Annotated in this window: 18 protein-coding genes, 5 tRNA genes and 1 pseudogene; 13 read left to right on the top strand and 11 right to left on the bottom strand. The window is 36.5% G+C overall.

The features are described 5' to 3' along the window. The first annotated feature begins 43 nt into the window (after positions 1-43). Positions 44-778 (top strand): GntR family transcriptional regulator, encoded by a 735-nt coding sequence (locus LMOATCC19117_RS11005; RefSeq protein WP_003727864.1) that lies wholly within the window; start codon positions 44-46, stop codon positions 776-778. A 38-nt stretch (positions 779-816) separates the two neighbouring features. Here the strand turns inward: LMOATCC19117_RS11005 and LMOATCC19117_RS11000 are convergent, their stop codons facing one another. Beyond that, positions 817-2,559, bottom strand: a complete 1,743-nt coding sequence (locus tag LMOATCC19117_RS11000) for a class I mannose-6-phosphate isomerase (RefSeq protein WP_003744357.1) — start codon at positions 2,557-2,559, stop codon at positions 817-819. Positions 2,560-2,772: 213 nt separating this feature from the next. On the opposite strand from LMOATCC19117_RS11000, the gene LMOATCC19117_RS10995 reads away from it, so the two are divergent. After that, positions 2,773-3,438, top strand: coding sequence for a GntR family transcriptional regulator (locus LMOATCC19117_RS10995; protein ID WP_003724564.1), 666 nt, complete (start codon positions 2,773-2,775; stop codon positions 3,436-3,438). A 589-nt stretch (positions 3,439-4,027) separates the two neighbouring features. Here LMOATCC19117_RS10995 and LMOATCC19117_RS10990 read toward each other — a convergent pair. Genes LMOATCC19117_RS10990 through LMOATCC19117_RS10980 form a run of 3 tightly spaced genes read right to left on the bottom strand, consistent with a single transcriptional unit; the run spans position 4,028 to position 6,648 of the window. Then, on the bottom strand, positions 4,028-4,501 hold the full coding sequence (locus LMOATCC19117_RS10990) for a GNAT family N-acetyltransferase (RefSeq protein ID WP_003727865.1): 474 nt from the start codon (positions 4,499-4,501) through the stop codon (positions 4,028-4,030). Positions 4,502-4,517: 16 nt separating this feature from the next. Next, positions 4,518-5,753 (bottom strand): ABC transporter permease, encoded by a 1,236-nt coding sequence (locus LMOATCC19117_RS10985; protein ID WP_003724562.1) that lies wholly within the window; start codon positions 5,751-5,753, stop codon positions 4,518-4,520. Continuing rightward, positions 5,746-6,648 (bottom strand): ABC transporter ATP-binding protein, encoded by a 903-nt coding sequence (locus LMOATCC19117_RS10980; RefSeq protein WP_003734388.1) that lies wholly within the window; start codon positions 6,646-6,648, stop codon positions 5,746-5,748. Before LMOATCC19117_RS10980 ends, LMOATCC19117_RS10985 begins: the two co-directional genes overlap by 8 nt. Before the next feature lie 195 nt (positions 6,649-6,843). Between LMOATCC19117_RS10980 and LMOATCC19117_RS10975 the strand changes: the two genes are divergently transcribed. From LMOATCC19117_RS10975 to LMOATCC19117_RS10950, 6 genes are read left to right on the top strand one after another with little or no spacing between them, the layout of a single operon-like run. Beyond that, positions 6,844-8,301 carry a BglG family transcription antiterminator gene (locus LMOATCC19117_RS10975; protein WP_003724560.1) on the top strand — a complete coding sequence of 486 codons (1,458 nt, stop codon included), beginning with the start codon at positions 6,844-6,846 and terminating at the stop codon, positions 8,299-8,301. Between the two features lie 11 nt (positions 8,302-8,312). Next, complete coding sequence (locus tag LMOATCC19117_RS10970) at positions 8,313-8,786, top strand: PTS sugar transporter subunit IIA (protein WP_003724559.1); 474 nt, start codon at positions 8,313-8,315, stop codon at positions 8,784-8,786. A gap of 12 nt (positions 8,787-8,798) precedes the next feature. Beyond that, positions 8,799-9,110: a PTS fructose transporter subunit IIB gene (locus tag LMOATCC19117_RS10965; protein WP_003724558.1), complete on the top strand. Its 312-nt coding sequence runs from the start codon at positions 8,799-8,801 to the stop codon at positions 9,108-9,110. 16 nt (positions 9,111-9,126) lie between these two features. Continuing rightward, entirely contained in the window at positions 9,127-10,221 is a 1,095-nt protein-coding gene (locus LMOATCC19117_RS10960) for a PTS fructose transporter subunit IIC (protein ID WP_003727867.1), read from the top strand. 17 nt (positions 10,222-10,238) lie between these two features. Next, positions 10,239-11,093: a class II fructose-bisphosphate aldolase gene (locus LMOATCC19117_RS10955; protein WP_003724557.1), complete on the top strand. Its 855-nt coding sequence runs from the start codon at positions 10,239-10,241 to the stop codon at positions 11,091-11,093. 16 nt (positions 11,094-11,109) lie between these two features. Further along, positions 11,110-12,009 (top strand): ketose-bisphosphate aldolase, encoded by a 900-nt coding sequence (locus tag LMOATCC19117_RS10950; RefSeq protein WP_003734389.1) that lies wholly within the window; start codon positions 11,110-11,112, stop codon positions 12,007-12,009. Positions 12,010-12,018: 9 nt separating this feature from the next. On the opposite strand, the pseudogene LMOATCC19117_RS10945 reads toward LMOATCC19117_RS10950, so the two are convergent. Continuing rightward, positions 12,019-12,749: pseudogene (locus tag LMOATCC19117_RS10945) on the bottom strand (Crp/Fnr family transcriptional regulator). Positions 12,750-13,227: 478 nt separating this feature from the next. On the opposite strand from LMOATCC19117_RS10945, the gene LMOATCC19117_RS10940 reads away from it, so the two are divergent. Continuing rightward, positions 13,228-13,917: a Crp/Fnr family transcriptional regulator gene (locus tag LMOATCC19117_RS10940; RefSeq protein WP_003727869.1), complete on the top strand. Its 690-nt coding sequence runs from the start codon at positions 13,228-13,230 to the stop codon at positions 13,915-13,917. A 115-nt stretch (positions 13,918-14,032) separates the two neighbouring features. On the opposite strand, the gene LMOATCC19117_RS10935 is transcribed toward LMOATCC19117_RS10940, so the two are convergent. From LMOATCC19117_RS10935 to LMOATCC19117_RS10915, 5 genes are all read right to left on the bottom strand, one after another. Beyond that, positions 14,033-14,105, bottom strand: a tRNA-Lys gene (locus tag LMOATCC19117_RS10935). A gap of 9 nt (positions 14,106-14,114) precedes the next feature. Next, positions 14,115-14,186, bottom strand: a tRNA-Gln gene (locus tag LMOATCC19117_RS10930). An 11-nt stretch (positions 14,187-14,197) separates the two neighbouring features. Continuing rightward, positions 14,198-14,281 (bottom strand) — tRNA-Tyr (locus LMOATCC19117_RS10925). 9 nt (positions 14,282-14,290) lie between these two features. Continuing rightward, positions 14,291-14,364 (bottom strand) — tRNA-Thr (locus LMOATCC19117_RS10920). Between the two features lie 157 nt (positions 14,365-14,521). Next, positions 14,522-14,593, bottom strand: a tRNA-Glu gene (locus tag LMOATCC19117_RS10915). A 332-nt stretch (positions 14,594-14,925) separates the two neighbouring features. On the opposite strand from LMOATCC19117_RS10915, the gene LMOATCC19117_RS10910 reads away from it, so the two are divergent. From LMOATCC19117_RS10910 to LMOATCC19117_RS10900, 3 genes are all read left to right on the top strand, one after another. Continuing rightward, complete coding sequence (locus LMOATCC19117_RS10910) at positions 14,926-16,749, top strand: APC family permease (RefSeq protein ID WP_003724553.1); 1,824 nt, start codon at positions 14,926-14,928, stop codon at positions 16,747-16,749. A gap of 599 nt (positions 16,750-17,348) precedes the next feature. Next, a complete protein-coding gene (locus LMOATCC19117_RS10905) occupies positions 17,349-17,585 on the top strand; it encodes a hypothetical protein (protein ID WP_003724552.1) in 237 nt (78 codons plus the stop codon). Positions 17,586-17,723: 138 nt separating this feature from the next. Next, the gene (locus tag LMOATCC19117_RS10900; protein WP_003724551.1) at positions 17,724-18,689 is read left to right on the top strand and encodes a LacI family DNA-binding transcriptional regulator; all 966 of its coding nucleotides are present in this window, start codon (positions 17,724-17,726) and stop codon (positions 18,687-18,689) included. A gap of 35 nt (positions 18,690-18,724) precedes the next feature. Here LMOATCC19117_RS10900 and LMOATCC19117_RS10895 read toward each other — a convergent pair whose 3' ends face one another. Beyond that, positions 18,725-19,360, bottom strand: coding sequence for a CPBP family intramembrane glutamic endopeptidase (locus LMOATCC19117_RS10895; protein ID WP_003724550.1), 636 nt, complete (start codon positions 19,358-19,360; stop codon positions 18,725-18,727). Between the two features lie 257 nt (positions 19,361-19,617). On the opposite strand from LMOATCC19117_RS10895, the gene LMOATCC19117_RS10890 reads away from it, so the two are divergent. Continuing rightward, on the top strand, positions 19,618-21,393 hold the full coding sequence (locus tag LMOATCC19117_RS10890; protein WP_003734390.1) for a glycoside hydrolase family 13 protein: 1,776 nt from the start codon (positions 19,618-19,620) through the stop codon (positions 21,391-21,393). The last annotated feature ends 154 nt before the right edge of the window (positions 21,394-21,547 follow it).

Raw genomic sequence — 21,547 nt, 5'->3', positions numbered from 1 at the left:
TTATTGTGATGACAATAATACAATTTGAGAAGGAAGGCTTACTATGGTGAGAAAGTTAAATAAAATGTACGATGCATCTCCGCTCTATGCGCAAATAGCTGATGATTTACGAGATAAAATCCAATCGGAAGTTTGGCAAACTGGAGATAAAATTCCACCAGAGCTTGATTTATGTGAGTTATACAATGTCAGTAGAATTACCGTTCGAAAAGCAATTGATGAACTCGTTCGTGAGAATTTACTTTATAGAGAGCGCGCGAAAGGTACTTTTGTACGTGACTGGGAAGAAGCAGAGGATGAGCATTTTACGTTAGTGCGCAGTTTTACGAATGAGATGAAAGAACTTGGTAAAAAGGCGGCTACGCTACATGCAGAAGTAGAAGTAATCAATGCCGATAAAAAAATAGCGTTACAGCTAGGGCTTTCTGTCGGGGACAAGGTGCTACAAATTAAGCGGTTACGCGGTACGAAAGACTTGGCATTTGCTTTATTTATCAGTTTTATTCCTTATAATCAAGATTACTCACTTAAAGCAGAAGATTATTACGGTTCTTTTTATGAATATTTGAAAGGCTTCGGTATTGTCGTGAATCAAGAAAAGGAATATATTGAAGCGATGTTGCCTAATCGTGAAGTACAGGAAGCGCTCGCAATCGACAAACAAGAACCAATTTTGAAAAGGGTGCGGATGACGAAACAAAAAGAAAGTGATTTTAGAGAATACAGCGAATGTTTTTATATAGGAAAGCATTATCGCTATTATATTGATTTTGAATAAAAGAAAGCCTATCAAAAATATTGATAGGCATTTCTTTTTTATAAATTACGTACAAAAGCTTGAATAACAGCCACTTCTTCATTATCGCTCGTATTTCTGATTTGATAAGTTCCGACAATCGCAGGAACGATAAATGTTTCTCCATAATGCACTTCAAACGGTGCGAAAGAGTCGTCAATACTTTCAACGACAGCACTTTCTCCTTCTACCAAATTGAGCATATTGACGCTATCGTTTGTATGGACGGTAACCGTTTCTTTAAACCAGTGGCGGTGGGTTTCAATAAATTCTAATTCATGCAAACCAGTGCGCTCTACTTTTGAATCGTTATCTTCATGTAATGTTTCAAATTGGTTTATTAAGTTGTCTTTTACCCATTTGGTGTCGCGGTCAAGCTGTAAATTTTCTCTGCCGTGCTCTAAATGAACAGGGCGAGGCATGCCATCGAGTCCAGTGCGTTCCCAGTCCCATAATTTAAACGTGAAGATATAAGGAGTTGCACTAATTTCTAGGACGACGGTACTTGGACCACCACAATGAATCGTCCCAGCTGGAATTAAAATATGGTCATGTTTTTTTACAGGGAAGACATTAATATATTTTTCATCGGGAAAACGGTAATTTCCTTCAGCGGCTTTTTCTAAATCTGTCATAATCGCTTCTTTTGTTGTACCTTCTTTTGTTCCAAGATACACGGTAGAGTCGTTATCTGCTTCTAAAATATAATAACTTTCATCTTGGGTATAATGGATACCGAACTTATCTTGCGCATACTCTACTAATGGATGGACTTGCAGACTTAAATTCCCTCCACCCACTGTATCGAGATAGTCGAAACGAATCGGGAATTCCGTACCGAAACGGCTATGTACTTTTGGCCCAAGTAATTCATTCGGAAAATGGTTTACTACATTGGTAGACGGAACTTCAATCCGAATATCTCCAAATCGCATGTATAAACTATTTTCTTCTGGAACGCCGTCAAATGCCCAGCCGTAATTATCAGCTGCAGGATCAAGCCCAAAGTTATTCTTCATCCACTGACCTCCCCATACACTTGCATCAAAGTAAGGAACTACTCTAAAAGGGGCCTTGGAAACTTGATTCAAGCCATTTCGATAATCTTCTCCGCGCACCATTTTTGGCTCATTTTTTTTATTGGTATCAAGTAAGAAATCTACTTGTTGATAAAGCTTTTTCTTTTGCCGATCAGCCATGCGCCACTCGAAGAAATAACCACGCTTGAACTTACGAAGCGCATCTTCACCGGCATTGTCTGCTTTCCAGTTAGGTTTATTTTCTCCGCGGTAGCGGCACTGAATCTCCCATCGAGCTAAATCAGCATAAATAAGAATGTCTGGTGTTGGTGCTATAACAGTTGCGCCAGTCCCGTAAACCACAACTAACCCTTTAGTAGCAGCAATTTCCGCTTGAATTTCAGCAAGTTTTTCTGCTGGATAAAAGTCGCTCACTTCATAGTGGGACATAATTCCGAACACCCGGTCATCTGTTAAGTGAGATTGGATTGTAGCTGTTACTTCTTCATTGTTTAATGCCCAATCATCTGCAAAAACCACTTTTTCGACTGGTAATAATGGAAGTAGTTCGGCAGCGATTTCTTCATTTCGTGTTCCGGGGTAACATTCAATCGCAACGATAGTTTGGTCTTGCTTCTTTTTTTGAATAGCCGTTCTTAGTTCTGTAGCAATATCTTTGTAACCCGCCCAAGCACCATCAAATTGGTGGATTTTCACTTCGGGTGCTAAATCGTACGTGGTCAAAACAATCACTCCTTGATTATATTGTTATTACAATATAAATATAGCATTGTATATCTATTTTGTCATTACAATCTATTGTCTATTTTTGTTATAACAATACAATCGTTTTTGTAACGTAATGGACACAATTTTTCGCAAAAAGCCATATCTAAATGGAAAAATTTCGTGTAAAATATAACATTGAAAGCAATAAAAAATAAAGAGGTTCGAATTATGGAAAAAAGTGGATTTGTTGCAGATCCGATTTATGGAGAAATCAAGAATGAGATAATGGCCAATACGTTGGAAAATGGCGAGAAAGTGGACATAGAAGACATCATGAAACGATTTCAAGTCAGCAAACGAGTAGCTTTTAGTGCGCTCCATTGTTTACATAAGAGTGGTATTGTGTGCAAAAACATTGGGGAAAGCGGTTTTTCAGTCGCCGTGAATAGTGAAGCTGAGCATCGCGAAAAATCACGATTAAAGTTAGCTTTTTTTCATCTAAATTATGCTGTACAAAAACTACAAGAACAAGACGCAGAAGTATGCGCAACATGCCTTCGTAAGGAGTTAGTTTATATAAAACTAGCTGCTAAGGAGCAAGACACAGATGTATTTATAAATCACGTGAAAAACTTTTATGCTTGCATGATTCACTATACAGAAATGCCGGCGATGGAGAAAAATATCGATATACTGAGTCAAACGCTGCGAAATATGAAAGAAAAGAATGAAAAGCTATTTTTCGAAGCTTTTACGATAGATGTTTCGCAGGCCCTGGAAGACTTGGTAACGCATCTAGAAGCGAAAGAATTTGAAAAATGCCACTCAGTCATTCAACACTTTTATGATAAGAATATCTCTATCTTGTTTTCAGAATCAAAAAACCCCGAATGACGATTTCGTCACGCGGGGTTTTTCTTTTCGGATGAGCTTGTCTTGCCACTCATCTGATGGGCCGGACCATGTCTGGATGTTTCTGAATAAACATACAACATTCGGAAAACGGTGAGGCATTTTCAAACAAGTAGGCGAATTCTTTGTCTTGCTACTTACTTCTCAAGATATTCTAGCTTACGAATAAATGAGCGCCCGTAACTTGCTTAAATAGTGGCCATAAATGATACGATACTTTATTCGCTTATTTACCAATGTAGTGAGGATAAAAATATTGATAAACGAGCGACGTAACGAAATTCCGTCTTCCTACAACTAAGTTAGCGTAAAGTCCTTGACGCGGCGTATACTCCTCGCCTTCCTCCTGTAAGCTAACCGTAGCTGCTTGACACTAAAATCCTTCACCAGACGTTTTGCCGGCATATGACAAAGCTGAGAAAAAAATCAGCTTGTACACCAAGTTTGTTTCATTCGCATCACCTTTTATTTGTTCGTTGTACTTTATATATAACCGTTCTAAATAAATGTAAACGCTTTATTTGTAAAATGATTATAAAGTCACAGTTTGAATTTTAAGCCAGGCCTTTTGTCAGAGGAAATAAGCCATTAAAATATCATCCACAAATTCGCCTTGAATAATGAATTCTTTTTCTAGGCGTCCTTCCAGTTTAAAACCATTTTTTTCATAGAAACGAATGGCTTTTTGATTGATGGATAGAACACGCAAGGCAATTTTAATGAAACCTTTTTCGCGTGCCACTTCCTTCATTTTGTCCATTAAAAGTTGACCAATGCCCGCGCGTTGGTAGTCTGGATGTACAGCGATATCAATTTCTGCGACGTGTTTATTGGTTGCGAGTGGGATAGGAGACTTATAACCAAGAATCCCGACTACTTTATCATCCGCCACGACAACAATTTTGGAACCGGGTGGGCTTTTAAGTAAAAATTCGGCTTCACTATCAAAATGGATACTTCCAGGTGTTGTTCCTGGCGTCCAAACTAAATGTTCTAATTCAATCATTGAAGCGGCATCTTCTCGTTTAGATAGTCTAATTTGCATAATTTACCAACTTTCCTTATTTTCTTTTTGCGTAAGATAGCGAGGTTTTCCAAGTTTTCCATAAACCGTCATTGCTGTAAAGTAGCACATTTCCTTGATAAAGACGAACTGTGAGGAAGAATGCACCAACAACGCTTGCGAGTAAAATAGCGAGGGAGCTAAAGATGCCGATAGTCGAAACGGAAAGTAAGTCCATTCGGGCTAGCATCATCATTGGCGAGAATGTCGGAATATACGAACCGATGATAACTAACATATTATCTGGCGCGTTCGCTGCTGCAATGGATCCCCAGTAGCCGATAATTGCAAGAATTGTCATTGGATAAATAAACTGGGCTACAGTTTCGACATTCGGGACCATCGAACCAATCATTGCTGCGAGTAAAATGTACAACAACAAACCTAAAATAACAAATAGTAAATTTAGCACAAGGTAGTACGCTGGGAAAACAGCAATTTGATCTAAGACATTTTGAACCATTTCGGTGTTTCTGCCAGCAATCAGGACGATAGCTCCACAAACGATGTAAAACCCAATTTGTGTTAAAAGCATAAAAATTATCGCAGTCAATTTGGCAAATAAGTGAGTTGTCGCAGAAACACTGGACAAAATGACTTCCATGATGCGCGTGCCTTTTTCTGTAGCTATTTCAGAAGCAACAATGTTTGCATAACTCATCACGAAAATAAAAATAACTAGTGTTAAAATCAGGACAGCGGCGCTCATCACATCTTTTTCGTGGTTTGTTAACTGATTGTTGGATTCTAAATCATTGGTTACCGAAACAGGAGATGTAATAGATTGCAATTGTTCATTGGTGATTTTATAAGCGGCCGCTTTTTCAGCGATTTTGGTAGCTGTAAGGTCTTCGGTTAAACGTGTAATAGTATCTTGACCAGCTGTTTCTTGCGTTGTATAAACGGCACTTACTGAATCATCTTCCTGTGTAATCGTGACAAATCCGTCTATCTTACCGTCTTTCAGAGCAGACTGGGCGGATTTTTTGTCTTTAATGTCCGTATTTACTTTGAAATGATTTTTATCAGCAGCCAAAGATTTGGCAAAAACAGGGTCTTCTGCAAGTACCGCAAGCTTTGTAATATCACTACTTGAGTCAAAATAGTCGACCATTTTCGGAATACCAGCGATGAGCGCGGCGATTAAAACGGGAAAAAGTAGTGAAATTAAAAATGATTTTGTTTTCACGCGTCTTTTGTAAACTTGCTTCGTAATCACCCAAAATTTACTCATTTAGCTCACCAGCCTTCCATTTGAAAATTTCTTCGAGCGTCGGAGCTTGGAGACTAAACGTTTGAATGAAACCATCTTTTGTCACATATTCAAAAATTTTCTCTGCGTCACTTTCATTTTCAATTTCAAGTTGCAGAACCCCGTCGCGGTGGGTTTGAACATTTAAAACACCTGGTAAAGTAGCGAGTTCTGCTGCACTATGACTAGATTCAATCAAAATACGTTTACGACCAAAAACCGATTTTACAGATTCTGTTGTTCCTTGGAGGACCACATTTCCTTTTTTTAACATTAATAGCGAGTCGCAAAGTTCCTCCACATTCTCCATCCGGTGACTAGAAAAAATAATAGCAGCCCCTGAAGCGCGTAAGTCAAATACAAACTTTTTGAGAATTTCTGCATTGACTGGGTCTAACCCGCTGAATGGTTCATCTAAGATAACTAGTTTTGGTTGGTGAATAATTGTACTTAAAAGCTGAATTTTTTGTTGATTGCCTTTGGATAGTGTTTTGATCAAGTCTGTTTTTTTACCGACAATTTCAGCGCGTTCTAGCCAGCTATCAATTTCTGCCTTTATTTTTTGTTTTGGATATCCTTTTAATTCAGCAAAAAATATTAATTGTTCTTCAATTGTGACATTTGGATATAAACCACGTTCTTCGGGCAAATAACCGATAATATTTGGATCGATTTTGCTTACTTCTTTGCCGTCCCAAGTGATTTTTCCAGAAGAAGCTTCTAAAAAATGCAAAATAAGGCGAAAAGTAGTTGTTTTACCAGCGCCATTTTGACCAATTAATCCGAGTATTTTTCCTGGTTCTACTCGAAACGATAAATCATTGACAGCGACTTTTGTTCCAAATTTTTTCGTAACATTATGTAGTTCAAGCGTCACACGAGCACCCCTTTCTAATTGTTCCCTGTTTTTATTATACGGTTTTATTGGAGGATTGTCTTGCTAAAAGTAAAGAGCTACGACGACGACTTTTTTCACAAACTCAGCCAAAAAATTGTCTAGTGTAGTGGACATAACTTGTTGTAACCGTTTTCTTTTATTTGTGTATAATAGAGCGTAGAGGGAGGTGATGAAATGCTTCTAACCAAATCGGAGCATGCATTAATTAACTTGTTCTTAACGAAAAACGATTTTTTGACAGCAAAGCAATTAGCTGAAATTCTAGACGTTTCCTCTAAAACGATTTATCGCAAGATTAAAAACATCAATGAGACAACTGGAAGAAAGGATATCATCATTTCTGAAAAGGGGCGTGGTTTTAAGTTAGATTATAAAGCTTACATACAAGCTAAATTAGAAACGACAGGTGATATTTTTGGCTATACACCAACAGAAAGACGTGAAAAAATCTTGCTGCAAGTATTGTTTAAATCACCAAAGTACTTGAATGTAACAGAGCTGTATGAAGATTATTATGTTGGGTATAATTCAATCAAAAATGATTTCTCTCTTTTAAATCAAGCCATCGAGAAATATGATTTGGCTCTTGAAAAAAGGCAAAAAGAAATACGGGTTGTTGGCACTGAAGAAAACATCCGGACCGCCATTAATGAAGTGATTAACAACTTGGATTTATCGACCTATGATGATTTGAAAACAGAATACAGTGATCTCAATAAAGCTGACGTTCAGTTTATTGTGCGGCAAATGGAGTTGATTGAGAACAAGCTGATGATTAGCATTCCGTATCCGTATGATATTAATATCTTTTCACATTTGTATATTTTAATCAACCGTTTCCGTCAAGGGGAAGTAGAAGATTTTAAAGAAAGTGATGATGCTTATATCGTCACAAATGAAAAATTGCATACGATTGCTGTAGAAGCCATTGATGCAATTGAACAATATTTGAAAATGAAGCTACCGGAGAGAGAGACTTTCCATTTTTTACAATACTTGATTTCTTCTCGTTTTAACCATGAAATCGAATTAGTTCCAGGTAAAATTTTACCGATTGTGGAAGAGATGACTGATTTTTATATTGAACAAGTGGCTGCTAAAATTAATATGCCGATTAATAAAAAGCAATTAAAGATCGAGCTATTGAGCCATATGAAGCCAATGGTAAACCGAATGAATCATCAAATTAATATAAAGAATAATTTGTTAAGCGACATCAAATTAGAGTATGGCAGACTATTTGAAATCATCAAAGAAACTGCAAATGATGTAGCAAAAACCTTTAAATTAAATACAATTTCTGATGATGAAGTTGGCTATATTACCATATATTTTGCGAAACACATGGAAGCGTCTCCTCTAGTCAAACGAATTATCATTATGTGTTCAAGCGGTATTGGGACGTCAGAACTTTTGAAAGTAAAGGTACAAAAAGCTTTTCCAGATGTTGAAATAGTAGACGTTTTATCATCTACAAGATTCAAAAATAACTTGCAAGACTATCAGAATATTGATTTTATTCTAACAACAATTAATGCAGAAAGTACGAAAGAAATCCCATCGTTACTTGTAAGTGCGATGTTTACCGAGAAAGATAAAATAATGGTAAAAAAACTGATGGAAAGTTTATAGGAGGCGAATTCATGGATATCCAAGATTTAGATATTAGTAAAGTAATAAGCCCAGCACTTGTAAATTTAGACTTACAAGCTACAAGTAAATTAGAAGTCATTGAAGAGTTAACAGATTTACTTGTTGAAACTGGGGCAGTAGCAGACAAAGATGCTTTTATAGCAGATGTATTATATCGCGAAGAAGAAGGCAAAACGGGACTAGGAGAAGGAGTCGCTATTCCACACGGGAAGTCGGCGAGCGTTACGAGTACATCCATTGCCGTTGGAAGAACTAAAAAACCTGTTGAGTGGGAGTCGCTTGATGATAAACCAGTAAATATTATTATTCTTTTCGCAGTGAAAAATTCAGATGCTACAACAACTCATATTAAATTACTTCAAAAAGTAGCAATCTTACTTGCGGACGATGAGGTGATTGGCCAATTTCAAACTGTAAAGACAAAAGAAGATTTAATTAAGTTGTTAGCCAAAAATCAGGATTAGGAGGAGTTTGGAATGAATATTATTGGAATAGCAGCTTGTACATCGGGAATCGCACATACGTATATTGCTAAAGAAAAACTAACAAAAGCAGGGACAGCGCTTGGTCACAACGTTCATATTGAAACACAAGGAACAATTGGTATCGAAGACGAGCTTTCAGCAGAACAAGTGAAAAATGCCGATGTAGTTATTATTGCTGCCGATATTAAAATTAGCGGAAAGGATCGTTTTAAAGGAAAACGAGTTGTCGAAATTCCAACAGACCTAGCGATTAAAGCACCAAAACAAATTATTAATAAAATAGACAAAGAAATAAATAACTAGGGAGTGAACCGGTATGATGAAAAAACTGCAAATCAAAAAACATGCACTTACAGCGATTTCGTATATGTTACCGTTAGTTGTTGCCTCGGGGTTACTTATTGCCATTGGAAATTTAACAAATGGACAAGTTATTGAAAACTATAAAGCACCTTATTCGATTCCAGATGCACTTGTCTCTCTCGGTGTGCTTGGTATGGGACTGCTTGCTCCAGTTATTGCTGGTGCGATTGCCTATTCGATAGCAGATAGGCCGGGAATTGCGCCAGGGTTACTTATGGGACTTATCGCCAATTCAATCGGTGCTGGATTTTTAGGCGGAATGCTTGGAGGATACTTAGTCGGTTATTTTGTACTTATTCTTGTGAAATATTTAAAAGTGCCAAAATGGGCGCAAGGTTTAATGCCAATGATGATTATTCCGCTTATTAGTAGTTTAGTCGTCGGGCTTCTGATGTACTTTGTTGTAGGGGTTCCAATCGTTTGGGCCACGGAGGCGATGACAAGCTTCTTACAAGGCATGCAAGGCAGTATGCGCTTTGTTTTCGGAGCTGTACTTGGAGCTATGGCAGCATTTGACTTTGGTGGACCTGTAAATAAAGTGGCCTCCTTATTCGCAGATGGGCTCCTTCTTGAAGGCGTCAAAGAACCAGAAGCAGTAAAAATTCTTGCTTCGATGGTTCCGCCATTCGGGGTGACCCTTTCATGGGTAGTTTCCAAATTAATTAAAAAGAAAAAATACACGAAGTCAGAAGAAGACAATATCAAAATTGCTTTCCCGATGGGGATTTGTATGATTACAGAAGGTGTTATTCCCATTGCAGCGGTTGACCCCATTCGCGTTATTATTTCTTGTACACTTGGTGCGGCAGTCGGCGGAGGTCTTAGTATGACTTGGGGAATTGGCTCACCAGTTCCATCAGGCGGAATGTTTATCGTCCCAGCAATGAATGAACCACTCTTATTCTGTTTAGCATTATTAATTGGTACTTGTGTCACAGCAGCCATGTTACTCATCTTGAAACGAGAACCTACTAAAGAAGAAGAACTCATTGCTGACCAAGGATTAGAAGAGGAAGATGAAGTTGATCTGTCTGGAATTAAAATTTCATAAGGTGAGGAGATTTTGAAATGTATGTGTCCATGAAAGGTATGTTAGAACGTGCGAACAAGGAGCATTATGCAGTAATGGCAATTAATTGTTTTAATCTGGAAACGGCTCGTGCAGTCATTGATGCTGCACAAGAACTTCGTGCGCCGATTATCATTGATTTACTTCAAGATCATTTGACAAGTCATCTAGGAAGTCGCTTTTTGACAAAACCCATTATAAAAATGGCAGAAGAAGCGAGTGTTGAAGTGGCAATTAATTTGGATCACGGGCATGATGTGGCGATAGTGAAGCAATGCTTAGCGGATGGTTTTTCTAGTGTGATGATGGATGCGTCTAGTTTTCCTTATGAAGAAAACGTTGCAATTACGAAAAAAATGGTCGAGTTTGCAGAAGTTTATCATGCTAGTGTTGAGGCGGAAGTTGGTAATATTGGTGCGGTGACTGGAGATAATTACACCAATCAAGAAATGTATACCGACCCCAAAGTGGCCATCGATTTTGCTAAACGAACAGGGATTGACGCTTTAGCAATTTCTTATGGTTCTTCCCATGGTGATTATCCAGAAGGTTTTACACCGGCTTTCCAGTTTGATATTGTCAGAGAAATCAAATCCGCGACAAACATGCCGCTCGTTTTGCACGGAGGTTCTGGTTGCGGGGCGGAAAATATTCGAGAATCCGTTCGACTGGGCATCAATAAAATCAATGTTGGCTCCGACTTCATGAAAGCACAAGTAAATCAAATAAAAACGAATTTAAAAGAAAATCCGGCTGTTAACTATGTGGACTTAATTCATGAAACGATAAAAGCCGGCACAAAAGCTGTTAAAAATTATATTCAACTATCCGGTTCAACCGGAAAATCACTTTAAAAGGAGAAATGAAAATATGTTAGTAAATATGAAACAATTATTAGAAGTAGCTAAGGAAAACAAATTCGCGGTGGGAGCATTTAATGTTGCAGACAGTAACTTTTTACGGGTGGTAGTAGAAGAAGCTGAAAAAAACAATGCTCCAGCAATTATTGCAGTGCATCCAACAGAATTAGATTTTACGAAAGATGACTTTTTCCAATATGTTCTTGCAAGAATTAAAAATAGTCCTGTTCCATTTGTTCTTCATTTGGATCATGGTGACAATATGGGAGATGTGATGCGAGCGGTACGTTGTGGTTTTAGTTCAGTGATGATTGATGGCTCTTTGCTTCCTTTTGAAGAAAATATTCGTGTTACAAAGGAAGTTGTTGATGTTTGTCATAAACTGGGGGTCTCAGTTGAAGGTGAGCTCGGGACTATCGGGAAAACCGGTAACAGTATTGAAGGCGGCGTCAGTGAGATTATCTATACAAAACCCGAAGAAGCGGAAGAATATATTAGTCGCACGGGTGTAGATACGCTAGCTGTTGCAATCGGGACAGCGCACGGAATTTATCCTAAAGATAAGGAGCCAAAATTACGTCTAGATATCTTAAAAGATATAAAAGATTTAGTGAATATTCCACTTGTACTTCACGGTGGTTCTGCAAATCCAGATGCCGAAATTGCTGCAGCTGTCGAAATTGGAATTCAAAAAGTAAATATTTCCAGCGATTACAAATACGCCTTTTATAAGAAATGTCGTGAGATTCTAAGTACAACAGAACTTTGGGATGCCAACGCAATCTACCCAGACTGTATTGATGCGGCGAAAGAAGTGGTGAAATATAAGATGGAACTTTTTGAGTCTATTGGTCAAGTTGAAAAATACCAACAAGCAAAAACCACAGCTTGGCGAAGTGAACTAATCTAACAAAAAAAACTAAGAGCGCAAGTTGGCTCTTAGTTTTTTTGTATCTTTACAAGTGGTACATTCATCTCTATTAACTTTTGGAGCTTCTGGACATCGTTAATTCGCCAAGGCTTTCTTTGTGATTCCAAAATGCCTTCTTCACGTAAATGTCCTAGAACTTTAGACGTGTAGCTTTTAGAAGTATTAGCATGATCAGCAAGTATTTGATAAGTTAAAAATTCTGGAAGTTCTACTATTTTTTCGGAGATACGTAGGCCAAATTCAATCATTGTACTTAAAGAATAATAAATACTTTCACGTGAAGTCAATTTTTCTTGATAAGCGATAGTGTAAAATCTTCTTCTAGTTTCCGCTAATTGATGAAGCATGAGATAATTTCGCGGATCTTCCGTCTCCATCATCCCCTTAAAGAAACTGATATCAATTTTCCACCATACAATATCTGTAAGAGCAACCATCATTGTGTGTTCAGGTATATCCTCTGTATAAACTGGCAAAAAGGGAAATGCTCCTTTAGACAAAATATAAGAAAAATCACGCGGTTTGTTGTCATCAAATATTAGTTTCATAAAACCTTCTTCTATTATATAAATATGTTTTCGTTGTTTATTGGATGTGATAATTGTTTTTTGTGGGAGCCGCTCTTGAATGCAGTGCTTATTAAAACTCGGATTTTTCTTGAGCAGTTTAAGAATATTATCTATCGAAGCAAATTGATCTAACGTTTCTTTTAAATACATACCATTCCCCCCTATGTCATTAGTTTCCCGCAATATAAGCGCATAAAACTTATTCTTCTAGTAGAATATTTTTGCGTAAACATAAGCGGGGAAGAATAAAAACACGAATTAATAACTTTCACAAATAATACAAAATATCGCGATAATCATTAAAAAATAGAGGTTATTCTTCTAAAAAGGTAGTTAGAAAGATACTATTTTCACTAAAATGTTGCTTGAAATTTTTGGATAGAAAAGTAGAGGGAATGTGCTTCGTCTTATAATAGAAGTATCAAAAGAAACTTATACAATAATTTATAAAGTGAATAAAATTCAATTGTGACAAAAAAGTCAAAAATAGTTGGTTAAAGCAGGAAGTTTTGTTTTTTTGTTGGGTTCCTTTTAAAAGTGTTTGGTAGTATCATCACTTGTAAGAAGCCACTCATCGCATTATAAAACTATTTGCTAACAACATAAAATAGAAATGAGATGACAATAAATGCAATCCGTATTTGAAGATTTGTATAGTAAAAAAATTTTGGAAGAAGAATTTGGTTATACATGCTTCTTGCAAACTTTAATCGATAACAGAATCCCTTATAAAAAAACAAGGATACCGAGCAACATGATTTTACTAACAGAGGATACAATAAATACAAAGGTTTATTTTATTGAAAAAGGGATAGTTTCATTAGAGAAGAATAAAAATGTTATAAGTTTTTTGGGATCAAACCAAATTGCTGGATTGAATGATTATTTTATGGCAGAAGCAAATCTATACACTGCTAGAGTTATCGAAACAATTACAGCATACGAATTTGATAAAGAAGATATAATTTGCTCGATTATTGGGATGCAAGAGGGGTGGCTCTATTTATATCTTAATAATCGAAATCACGAAAATGTTTTAATTGAAAAATGTAATTTAATGCGTGGTAATGGAGAAAATCGTTTGAAAGAGTCTCTAGAGCAGCTGGGAAGATATTTTGGAAATGAAAAGGAAGGCGTGCTACGCATTCCAAAATGTTTCACAAAGAAAATTATTGCTAATTATTCTAACTTATCGGTGCGTTCAGTAACTCATCTTTGTAGAAAGTTGGTTGAATCAGGTTTTTTAGCAGAAAATTCTAAGTCTTTTGTTTTGTTGGATAAATACGGAAGAATAGAACCAGAAGTAACTACGATATAATTATACTTGAGTAAAAGATAAACTATTTAATTTTTAGTTTATCTTTTTTCTTAGGGAGAAAAAATTACATCAAAAAAAAACAAGCAAAGTATTTTCTTTGCTTGTTTTTTTTTGATGAGCCGTGCTGGGTTCGAACCAGCGACCCTCTGATTAAAAGTCAGATGCTCTACCAACTGAGCTAACGGCTCTAAATATGACTGGGCTAGCTGGATTCGAACCAGCGCATGACGGAATCAAAATCCGTTGCCTTACCGCTTGGCTATAGCCCAATAATAGAAAATGGTGGAGGGGAGTGGATTCGAACCACCGAACCCGAAGGAGCGGATTTACAGTCCGCCGCGTTTAGCCACTTCGCTACCCCTCCGCTATAAAATGCCGACTGCAGGAATTGAACCCGCAACCTACTGATTACGATTCAGTTGCTCTACCAGATTGAGCTAAGTCGGCGAAGAATCGCTCTCACTGCTGGCAAATCGAAATCTCTTGCATAATTAATTCTTCAAAACAGATACTAATACATGATATAACATTTTAATCAATTTTACCAGCTTTTTTTTAAAAAAAGTGAAAAATATTTTTGAAGTTGTTATTTTTGATTAAAAAGTGACCCGTACGGGATTCGAACCCGTGTTACCGCCGTGAAAGGGCGGTGTCTTAACCGCTTGACCAACGGGCCATATGATAAAGTTTTTTACCGCTAGAAACTATTATATAAAAAAAGGATGTCATTTGTAAATACCCAAATTAAATTCTTTTTTTTCTGAAAATATAACTTTGGAAAACGGGTTATTTATCTTATTAATGGGTATGTATATTGAAAGGCGTGTGAAATAAATTTCTACTTTTTAAAGACGTAAAAACAAGCATTATGAACAATTATTCACTTGAAAGATAATTAGTCAGCTAAAATAATACAAATTAGTATTACAATCTAAAATCAGCTGTGCTATAATGTGTCTGGTCAACTTGAAGTTAGCTAAAAATCAAATAAAAAAGGTAGGGAATACAATGGCTTCGCCGCTAAAAAGACTATTAATCGGCCGCCCTCTGAAAACATCAGAAGCTGGAGACCAAAAACTGGGGAAATTAAAAGCTTTAGCAGTTCTGTCATCAGATGCACTTTCTTCTATTGCGTATGGTACAGAACAGATCTTATTGGTACTTGTAACTGTTAGTGCTGCCGCTATGTGGTATTCATTACCAATTGCGCTTTGTGTACTTGTTCTTTTGTTTGCTCTTAATCTGTCTTACAAACAAATTATATACTCTTATCCGCATGGTGGAGGAGCTTATATCGTTTCAAGAGAGAATTTGGGGAATAATGCCGGTTTAATCGCAGGTGGATCTTTACTAGTAGATTATATGCTTACAGTTGCTGTAAGTGTTTCTTCTGGAACAGATGCAATCGTTTCTGCTGTCCCATCATTATATCCGTTTGCAGTGCCTATAGCTGTACTTCTTGTCGTTGGAGTAACGATTATCAATCTGAGAGGTATTACTGAATCAGCTAGTTTACTTGCAATACCAGTATATTTGTTTGTTTTTTCTATTATAGCTCTTATATTTACAGGTTTATTTAAAGTATTAACTGGTATGGATGCAAGTCATGAAACAGCTGCAGTAGGGACTCACGTACAGGGTGTAACCATTTTTCTTTTACTAAGAGCATTTGCATCTGGGTCAGCTTCTTTAACGGGTATTGAAGCTATCTCAAATGCTGTTCCTTTATTTAAAGAACCACGACCAAAAAATGCCGCAAAAACATTAACATTAATGGCAGGCTTACTTGGTTTCTTCTTTGTCGGAATAACAGTACTTGCTTTTGTTTATGGAACTGTTCCTGAGCTAAAGGTAACGGTGCTTTCTCAAATTGCTGAAAATGTATTTGGCAGAAACTTCATGTTTTATTTTATTCAAGCCACTACGGCACTTATTTTAGTTTTAGCAGCTAATACCGGATTTTCTGCATTTCCGATGTTAGCATTTAACTTGGCGAAAGATAAATTTATGCCAAGAATGTATTTAGCAAGAGGAGATAGACTGGGCTACTCTAATGGGATTATCACTTTAGCTGTGGGTTCTATCCTACTCATTATTTTGTTTAAAGGGAAAACGGAATTACTCATTCCATTATACTCTGTCGGAGTGTTCATACCATTTACGTTGTCTCAAACAGGGATGATAGTAAAATGGTGGAAACAGCGTCCTAAAGGTTGGAAAAAATCATTATCGGCTAATTTACTTGGAGCATCAATTTCATTTACAGTATTATTAGTGTTATTCTTAACTCGAATTGAATCTGTTTGGCCAGTATTTGTCTTTATGCCAATTATGATTTATGTTTTCCATCGTACGAGACATCATTATAGGAAAGTCGGACCGCAACTTAGAATTGACGAAACAATGGACTTGCCGGACTTTAAAGGGAATGCCGTCATTATTTGTGTGTCTGATACCACTAAAGTTGTAGAGGGTGCATTACAATATGCTAAATCTATTGGTGATACAGTCATTGCTGTTCATATCTCTATTGATAAAAAACAGGAAAAAGAATTTGTTGAGAGATGGAATAGGGTGCATCCTGAAGTGCGTATGGCTAATCTGTTTTCTCCGTATCGATCTATTTCAGATCCATTAATGAAGTTTATTGATACAGCTAAACAAAAAGCAGATCAAGACAATTACTCACTAACAGTATTAATACCACAATTTATTCCTAGAAAAGGTTGGCAAAATGTCCTTCATAATCAAACAAGCCTATTGATTCGCACAAGACTTCTAATGAAAAGGGATGTAGTGGTTTCCACATATCCTTATCATTTAAAAGAATAACAAGAGAAAAAAACGGAAGAGACCTTCGGGGGAAGAGGGGGAACTCTTCCGTTTTTGTAATGGAACAATGTAAGCATAACGGTTGTTTATTTATTTGTAAAAAGTGGAAATTTTGATTTTAAAGAAGAATATTCATCGGAAAACTAAATTTCCTTTAGATGAAAAAGGCATTTTAAATGCCGAGTTTTCCTAGATAATTAAAAAAACTGCTCGAATCAAGTTTTTTATACAATTTGAAAAATAATGTTTGGTTAGAAAAAAGAGCACACTTTTTTTGTATATGTTATAAAAAAACAGGCAATAAAACTTGAAAAAATGGAAATAAGAATTAATACTTATCTATAAAATTGAATAAATATAAGTGTTACAGTATATAAGTAAATGGACTTAAGTAATGTTACAAAGTGGTAACAAATTTTTCTTTTTGATGAATTCATAATGAGTGGATTTTGCGTATCTATATAAAGCGCTATATAGAGCCATTTAACGTTTTTAAAGAGGAGCATGGAAATCCATCCAAGCCTTGAAAAAAGCCAGTTTTCGCGTTATAATTTCAGTAGTTGATGGGAGTTATTATTTTGGGTAAAGGAGCGCTTTGTATGCAGGAACAGGACATTAGGTATTATGTACTACCTACTATTATCATTTTTATATTAGGAATTGCTGCAATGAATGCATCTAGTTTTCCATTTATTAGTTTTCTGACAACTACGCTCGTTGCTATCGCTATTGGAATTATTATTGGCGGAGCTCATCAATTAATTAGATTGATTATTAAAACTTATCAACAAACGAAGGAACGCAGAGTCTCTCAAAAAAAGTGGCAAACACTATAAAATGACTCATTACATATTCATAATAAACCAAGCATTTTCAGACTTTTAATGAGAATGCTTTTTTTGTGGGTTAATTCTTATTTTTTTTTGTGTAAAAGATGGTACAATAAGGAAGATTATGAATGGAGGAGGTTGGAGATGGCGACTTTAGCAGATGTTGCGAAACGGGCAAATGTCTCCAAAATGACAGTTTCACGGGTTATTAATCATCCAGATCAAGTCTCAGATGAACTGAAAATGCTTGTTTATAGTGCAATGGAAGCCTTAGAGTATGTACCAAATTATGCTGCAAGGGCGCTTGTTCAAAATAGGACGCAAGTTATTAAATTTTTGATTTTAGAAGAAATTGATACAGTTGAACCATATTATATGAATTTATTAACAGGAATTAGTCGGGAGTTAGATAAATACTACTATTCGCTTCAACTCGTTACGCAAAGATCCAGGAATATCGGAGCTTATGACGGGCTTATTGTCACGGGAATACGCGACAAAGATTATGATTTAGGACTTTTAGATATTGATAAACCAGTTATTTTTTATGGTGAAAATAAACGTGGCTATGATTCTATTGATGTAGATAATAAAAAAGGGACTGCGCTCGCAACAGAGCATATGGTAGAGATCGGTTTTTCGCGAATCGTCTTTTTGGGAATTGATTTATTAGATGAACAGTTTATGAAATCGCGCCTAGAAGGCTATGAAGAAATAGTGAAAGAACATGGTTTGGAACCGGAAAGTTATTTTATTGCGAATAGTTCCAGTGTCGCGGAAGAAAAAGCATTTGAATTACTACGCTATAACTCAGAAAAAATTGCGATTGTTTGCGCATCAGATCGAATTGCCATTGGGGTTGTTCGTGCTGCCGCTGCTTTTGGTCGCCGTTTTGGTGAAAATATTGCTGTAACAGGGTTTGATGGTGTTTTTTTAGATAGAATTTCATCGCCAAAAATTACAACTGTTCAATCTCCCGTCGTTGAAATGGGGGAAGAACTCGCGAAGATGTTACTTGCGAAAATTAATGATCACGGAAAACCTCAAGGAAACCTATTATTTACTCCTGAATTACTGATAAGAGCCTCTACAACTGGAAAAGAAGAGTAATAAAAACGCTAGGAATCTTTATTCCTAGCGTTTTTTTATTTGAGTAAAATGGGTAAAAATGCGATGAAATCAAAAATGAAGTGAACGATGAAAGTAACCCAAATCGAGTTTGTTTTCTTAAATAAGTAGTTCAAAATGAGTCTAGCAGGTGCTAAAGTAATGATACATTGTAAGAAGTTAAAATCATAGGAAGTCAGATGCCACGTCGCAAATAGTAACGAGCAGAGCAAGGAAGCTTGCCAGAATTTCCAGTTCCATTTTTTCCAAGCGGCATAGAGTAAGCTAATGGATAGTAGTTCTTCGCCAAGAAGCATGAACGGGATACTTGTGAAAACGTAAGACCATGTAAGTACACTGTTGATACCATTTTCAGTAGTACTGCCCGCGAAGTAAGCCCAAGCAATGTTGAAAATAGAGCTGATAATAATTAATGCTGGAGCACCGATGAGGATCCATTTGAAACTAAAATGTTTAAACCAATCGAGGAATTCTGCTTTTAGTATGATAAAAGCAATAACCCCCATGCATAGGGCGTTAAAAAAAGCACCTATAAATTCTAACACTCCAATATTGGAAATGATGTGTGGCAAAAGAAGAAAAAGAACACCAATAATGATTGCGCTGGAAAATAACCAATACCCTTGTTTTTTAAAGCTTAAAGTATTTTCCATTTTATCCTCCTTTTAGACCTTTTTTCGATAGATTTCATTAGTCCATGAGTTATTATAGCTCTTTACTTTAAATCAGTAAAGTTACTAATTTGTCACTTTAAAGGAGGAGGGAGAATTGGCTTTCTTCTATAGTATGTTGAAAGAATATGAAATAGCTAGAAAATCTTGTTACCGTTAACGAGCGAGAAAAGGTTGCAAACGCTTTAATGGAAATGCTAATTTGAAATAGAACGATAGGTGATATAGGAGGAGAAAAAATGGAAAAAGCAGGGATTTATCATCAACCAGCGAGTAGCTATGCTTATAGTTATGACGCTAAAACACTACATATTCGGATTAGAACGAAACGCTTGGATATTAGCGAGGTTACTCTAATTGCTGCCGACCCTTACTTATGGAAAGATGGAAAATGGCAAAGTGAATCTTATACAATGCGCAAAATCGCAGAAACAGAAGAGCACGATTATTGGTTTTTTGCAATTACACCAGAACATAGACGTCTTCAATATGGCTTTTTACTAACAGATACAGAAGGAGAAACAACATTTTACGGCGGACGTGGTTTCTTTGAGCCAACTGAGGCTAATTTAGCTACGATGGATTATTACTTTAAATTTCCATTTATCCATGCGGTGGATACTTTTGAGGCGCCTGAATGGGTTGGGAATACTATTTGGTACCAGATTTTCCCAGAACGTTTTGCAAATGGGAATCCGGCTATTTCTCCGGAAAATGCCTTGCCGTGGGGAAGTAAAGATCCGAACACAACAGACTTTTTCGGCGGGGATATAGAAGGAATTATCGAGCATTTAGATTATTTAGCAGAGCTTGGTATTAATGGGGTTTATTTGACACCTGTGTTTGAAGCACCAACCAATCATAAATACGATACGGTTGATTATAAAAAAATTGATCCACATTTTGGAGATAAAGAAACGTTTAGAAAATTAGTTCAGGAAGCGCATAAACGTGGGATTCGCATTATGTTAGATGCGGTGTTCAATCACATTGGCGATACTTCAGCAGAGTGGCAAGATGTTGTCTTAAATGAAGAAAAATCTGCATATCGTGATTGGTTCCACATCCATAGTTTCCCTGTTCGTCAAAATGAAAATGGCAATATTGAAGGAGAACCAACACTTTCTTACGATACATTTGCTTTCACGACGCATATGCCAAAATTAAATACGGCTAACCCAGAAGTTCAGAAGTATCTACTGGATATTGCAACTTACTGGATTCGCGAATTTGACATTGATGGTTGGCGCTTAGATGTTGCTAATGAAGTAGATCATGCTTTCTGGAAAGAATTTAAAAAGGCTGTCCAAGCGGAAAAAGAAGATATTTATATTCTTGGTGAAATTTGGCATGATTCGTGGATTTGGTTACTTGGAGATGAATTCCACGCCGTAATGAACTATCCATTTACACAAACGATTATTGAGAACTTTATTGAAGAAAAAATCACACCGGAGCAAATGGTTTCTGGTATTAATGAACAATATATGCGCTACCCAAATCAAGTGAATGAAGTAATGTTTAATATGCTTGATAGCCATGATACGGCGCGTATTTTAACTCGTGCTAATAATGATGAGGATAAAGTGAAACAAGCGCTTGCCTTCATGTTCGCGCACACTGGTTCGCCGTGTATTTATTACGGAACTGAAATCGGCATGGACGGAGGAAATGACCCAGGTTGCCGTAAGTGTATGGAATGGGATGAAACGAAGCAAAACCAAGATATGCTAGCGTTTACGAAACAATTAATTGCCCTAAGAAAAGATAACCAAGCAATTATCACATCCGGCGAATTAACTTGGCTAGGTGCAAGTAGCGAAACGGGCATTACAGCATTTTCTAAAGAATTAAATGGTGAAAAACTGCATTTTCTTTTCAATCAAGCAAAAGAAGATAAAGATTTCACAATTTCATTTGAAAATACAGCGACAGATATTTGGAACAACCGAGCTGTAACAGAAAATCTTGTTGTCCCAGCAAAAGGATTTCTTGTTATTAAAGAAAACAGTTAAATCAATGGCGTAAAGGAATTTTTCACATGTTTACCGAAAAAATGTTGTTATCGGTAACATGTGAAATCTCCTTGTAAACGCTTTCGAAATCAGCATATAATAAATGCATAGGTTAACCTAATTCACAAACTTTAAAAAGAATTGAAAAAAGATG

Origin of the sequence: Listeria monocytogenes ATCC 19117 (assembly GCF_000307025.1) — a bacterium.
Taxonomy (GTDB): Bacteria; Bacillota; Bacilli; order Lactobacillales; family Listeriaceae; genus Listeria; species Listeria monocytogenes_B.
This window is presented reverse-complemented; position numbering and strand designations above follow the sequence as displayed.

Coding starts and splice junctions, on each gene's coding strand:
- LMOATCC19117_RS11005 (WP_003727864.1), top strand. CDS start 44: ATGGTGAGAAAGTTAAATAAAATGTACGATGCATCTCCGCTCTATGCG.
- LMOATCC19117_RS10995 (WP_003724564.1), top strand. CDS start 2,773: ATGGAAAAAAGTGGATTTGTTGCAGATCCGATTTATGGAGAAATCAAG.
- LMOATCC19117_RS10990 (WP_003727865.1), bottom strand. CDS start 4,501: ATGCAAATTAGACTATCTAAACGAGAAGATGCCGCTTCAATGATTGAA.
- LMOATCC19117_RS10985 (WP_003724562.1), bottom strand. CDS start 5,753: ATGAGTAAATTTTGGGTGATTACGAAGCAAGTTTACAAAAGACGCGTG.
- LMOATCC19117_RS10975 (WP_003724560.1), top strand. CDS start 6,844: ATGCTTCTAACCAAATCGGAGCATGCATTAATTAACTTGTTCTTAACG.
- LMOATCC19117_RS10970 (WP_003724559.1), top strand. CDS start 8,313: ATGGATATCCAAGATTTAGATATTAGTAAAGTAATAAGCCCAGCACTT.
- LMOATCC19117_RS10965 (WP_003724558.1), top strand. CDS start 8,799: ATGAATATTATTGGAATAGCAGCTTGTACATCGGGAATCGCACATACG.
- LMOATCC19117_RS10960 (WP_003727867.1), top strand. CDS start 9,127: ATGAAAAAACTGCAAATCAAAAAACATGCACTTACAGCGATTTCGTAT.
- LMOATCC19117_RS10955 (WP_003724557.1), top strand. CDS start 10,239: ATGTATGTGTCCATGAAAGGTATGTTAGAACGTGCGAACAAGGAGCAT.
- LMOATCC19117_RS10950 (WP_003734389.1), top strand. CDS start 11,110: ATGTTAGTAAATATGAAACAATTATTAGAAGTAGCTAAGGAAAACAAA.
- LMOATCC19117_RS10940 (WP_003727869.1), top strand. CDS start 13,228: ATGCAATCCGTATTTGAAGATTTGTATAGTAAAAAAATTTTGGAAGAA.
- LMOATCC19117_RS10910 (WP_003724553.1), top strand. CDS start 14,926: ATGGCTTCGCCGCTAAAAAGACTATTAATCGGCCGCCCTCTGAAAACA.
- LMOATCC19117_RS10905 (WP_003724552.1), top strand. CDS start 17,349: ATGCAGGAACAGGACATTAGGTATTATGTACTACCTACTATTATCATT.
- LMOATCC19117_RS10900 (WP_003724551.1), top strand. CDS start 17,724: ATGGCGACTTTAGCAGATGTTGCGAAACGGGCAAATGTCTCCAAAATG.
- LMOATCC19117_RS10895 (WP_003724550.1), bottom strand. CDS start 19,360: ATGGAAAATACTTTAAGCTTTAAAAAACAAGGGTATTGGTTATTTTCC.
- LMOATCC19117_RS10890 (WP_003734390.1), top strand. CDS start 19,618: ATGGAAAAAGCAGGGATTTATCATCAACCAGCGAGTAGCTATGCTTAT.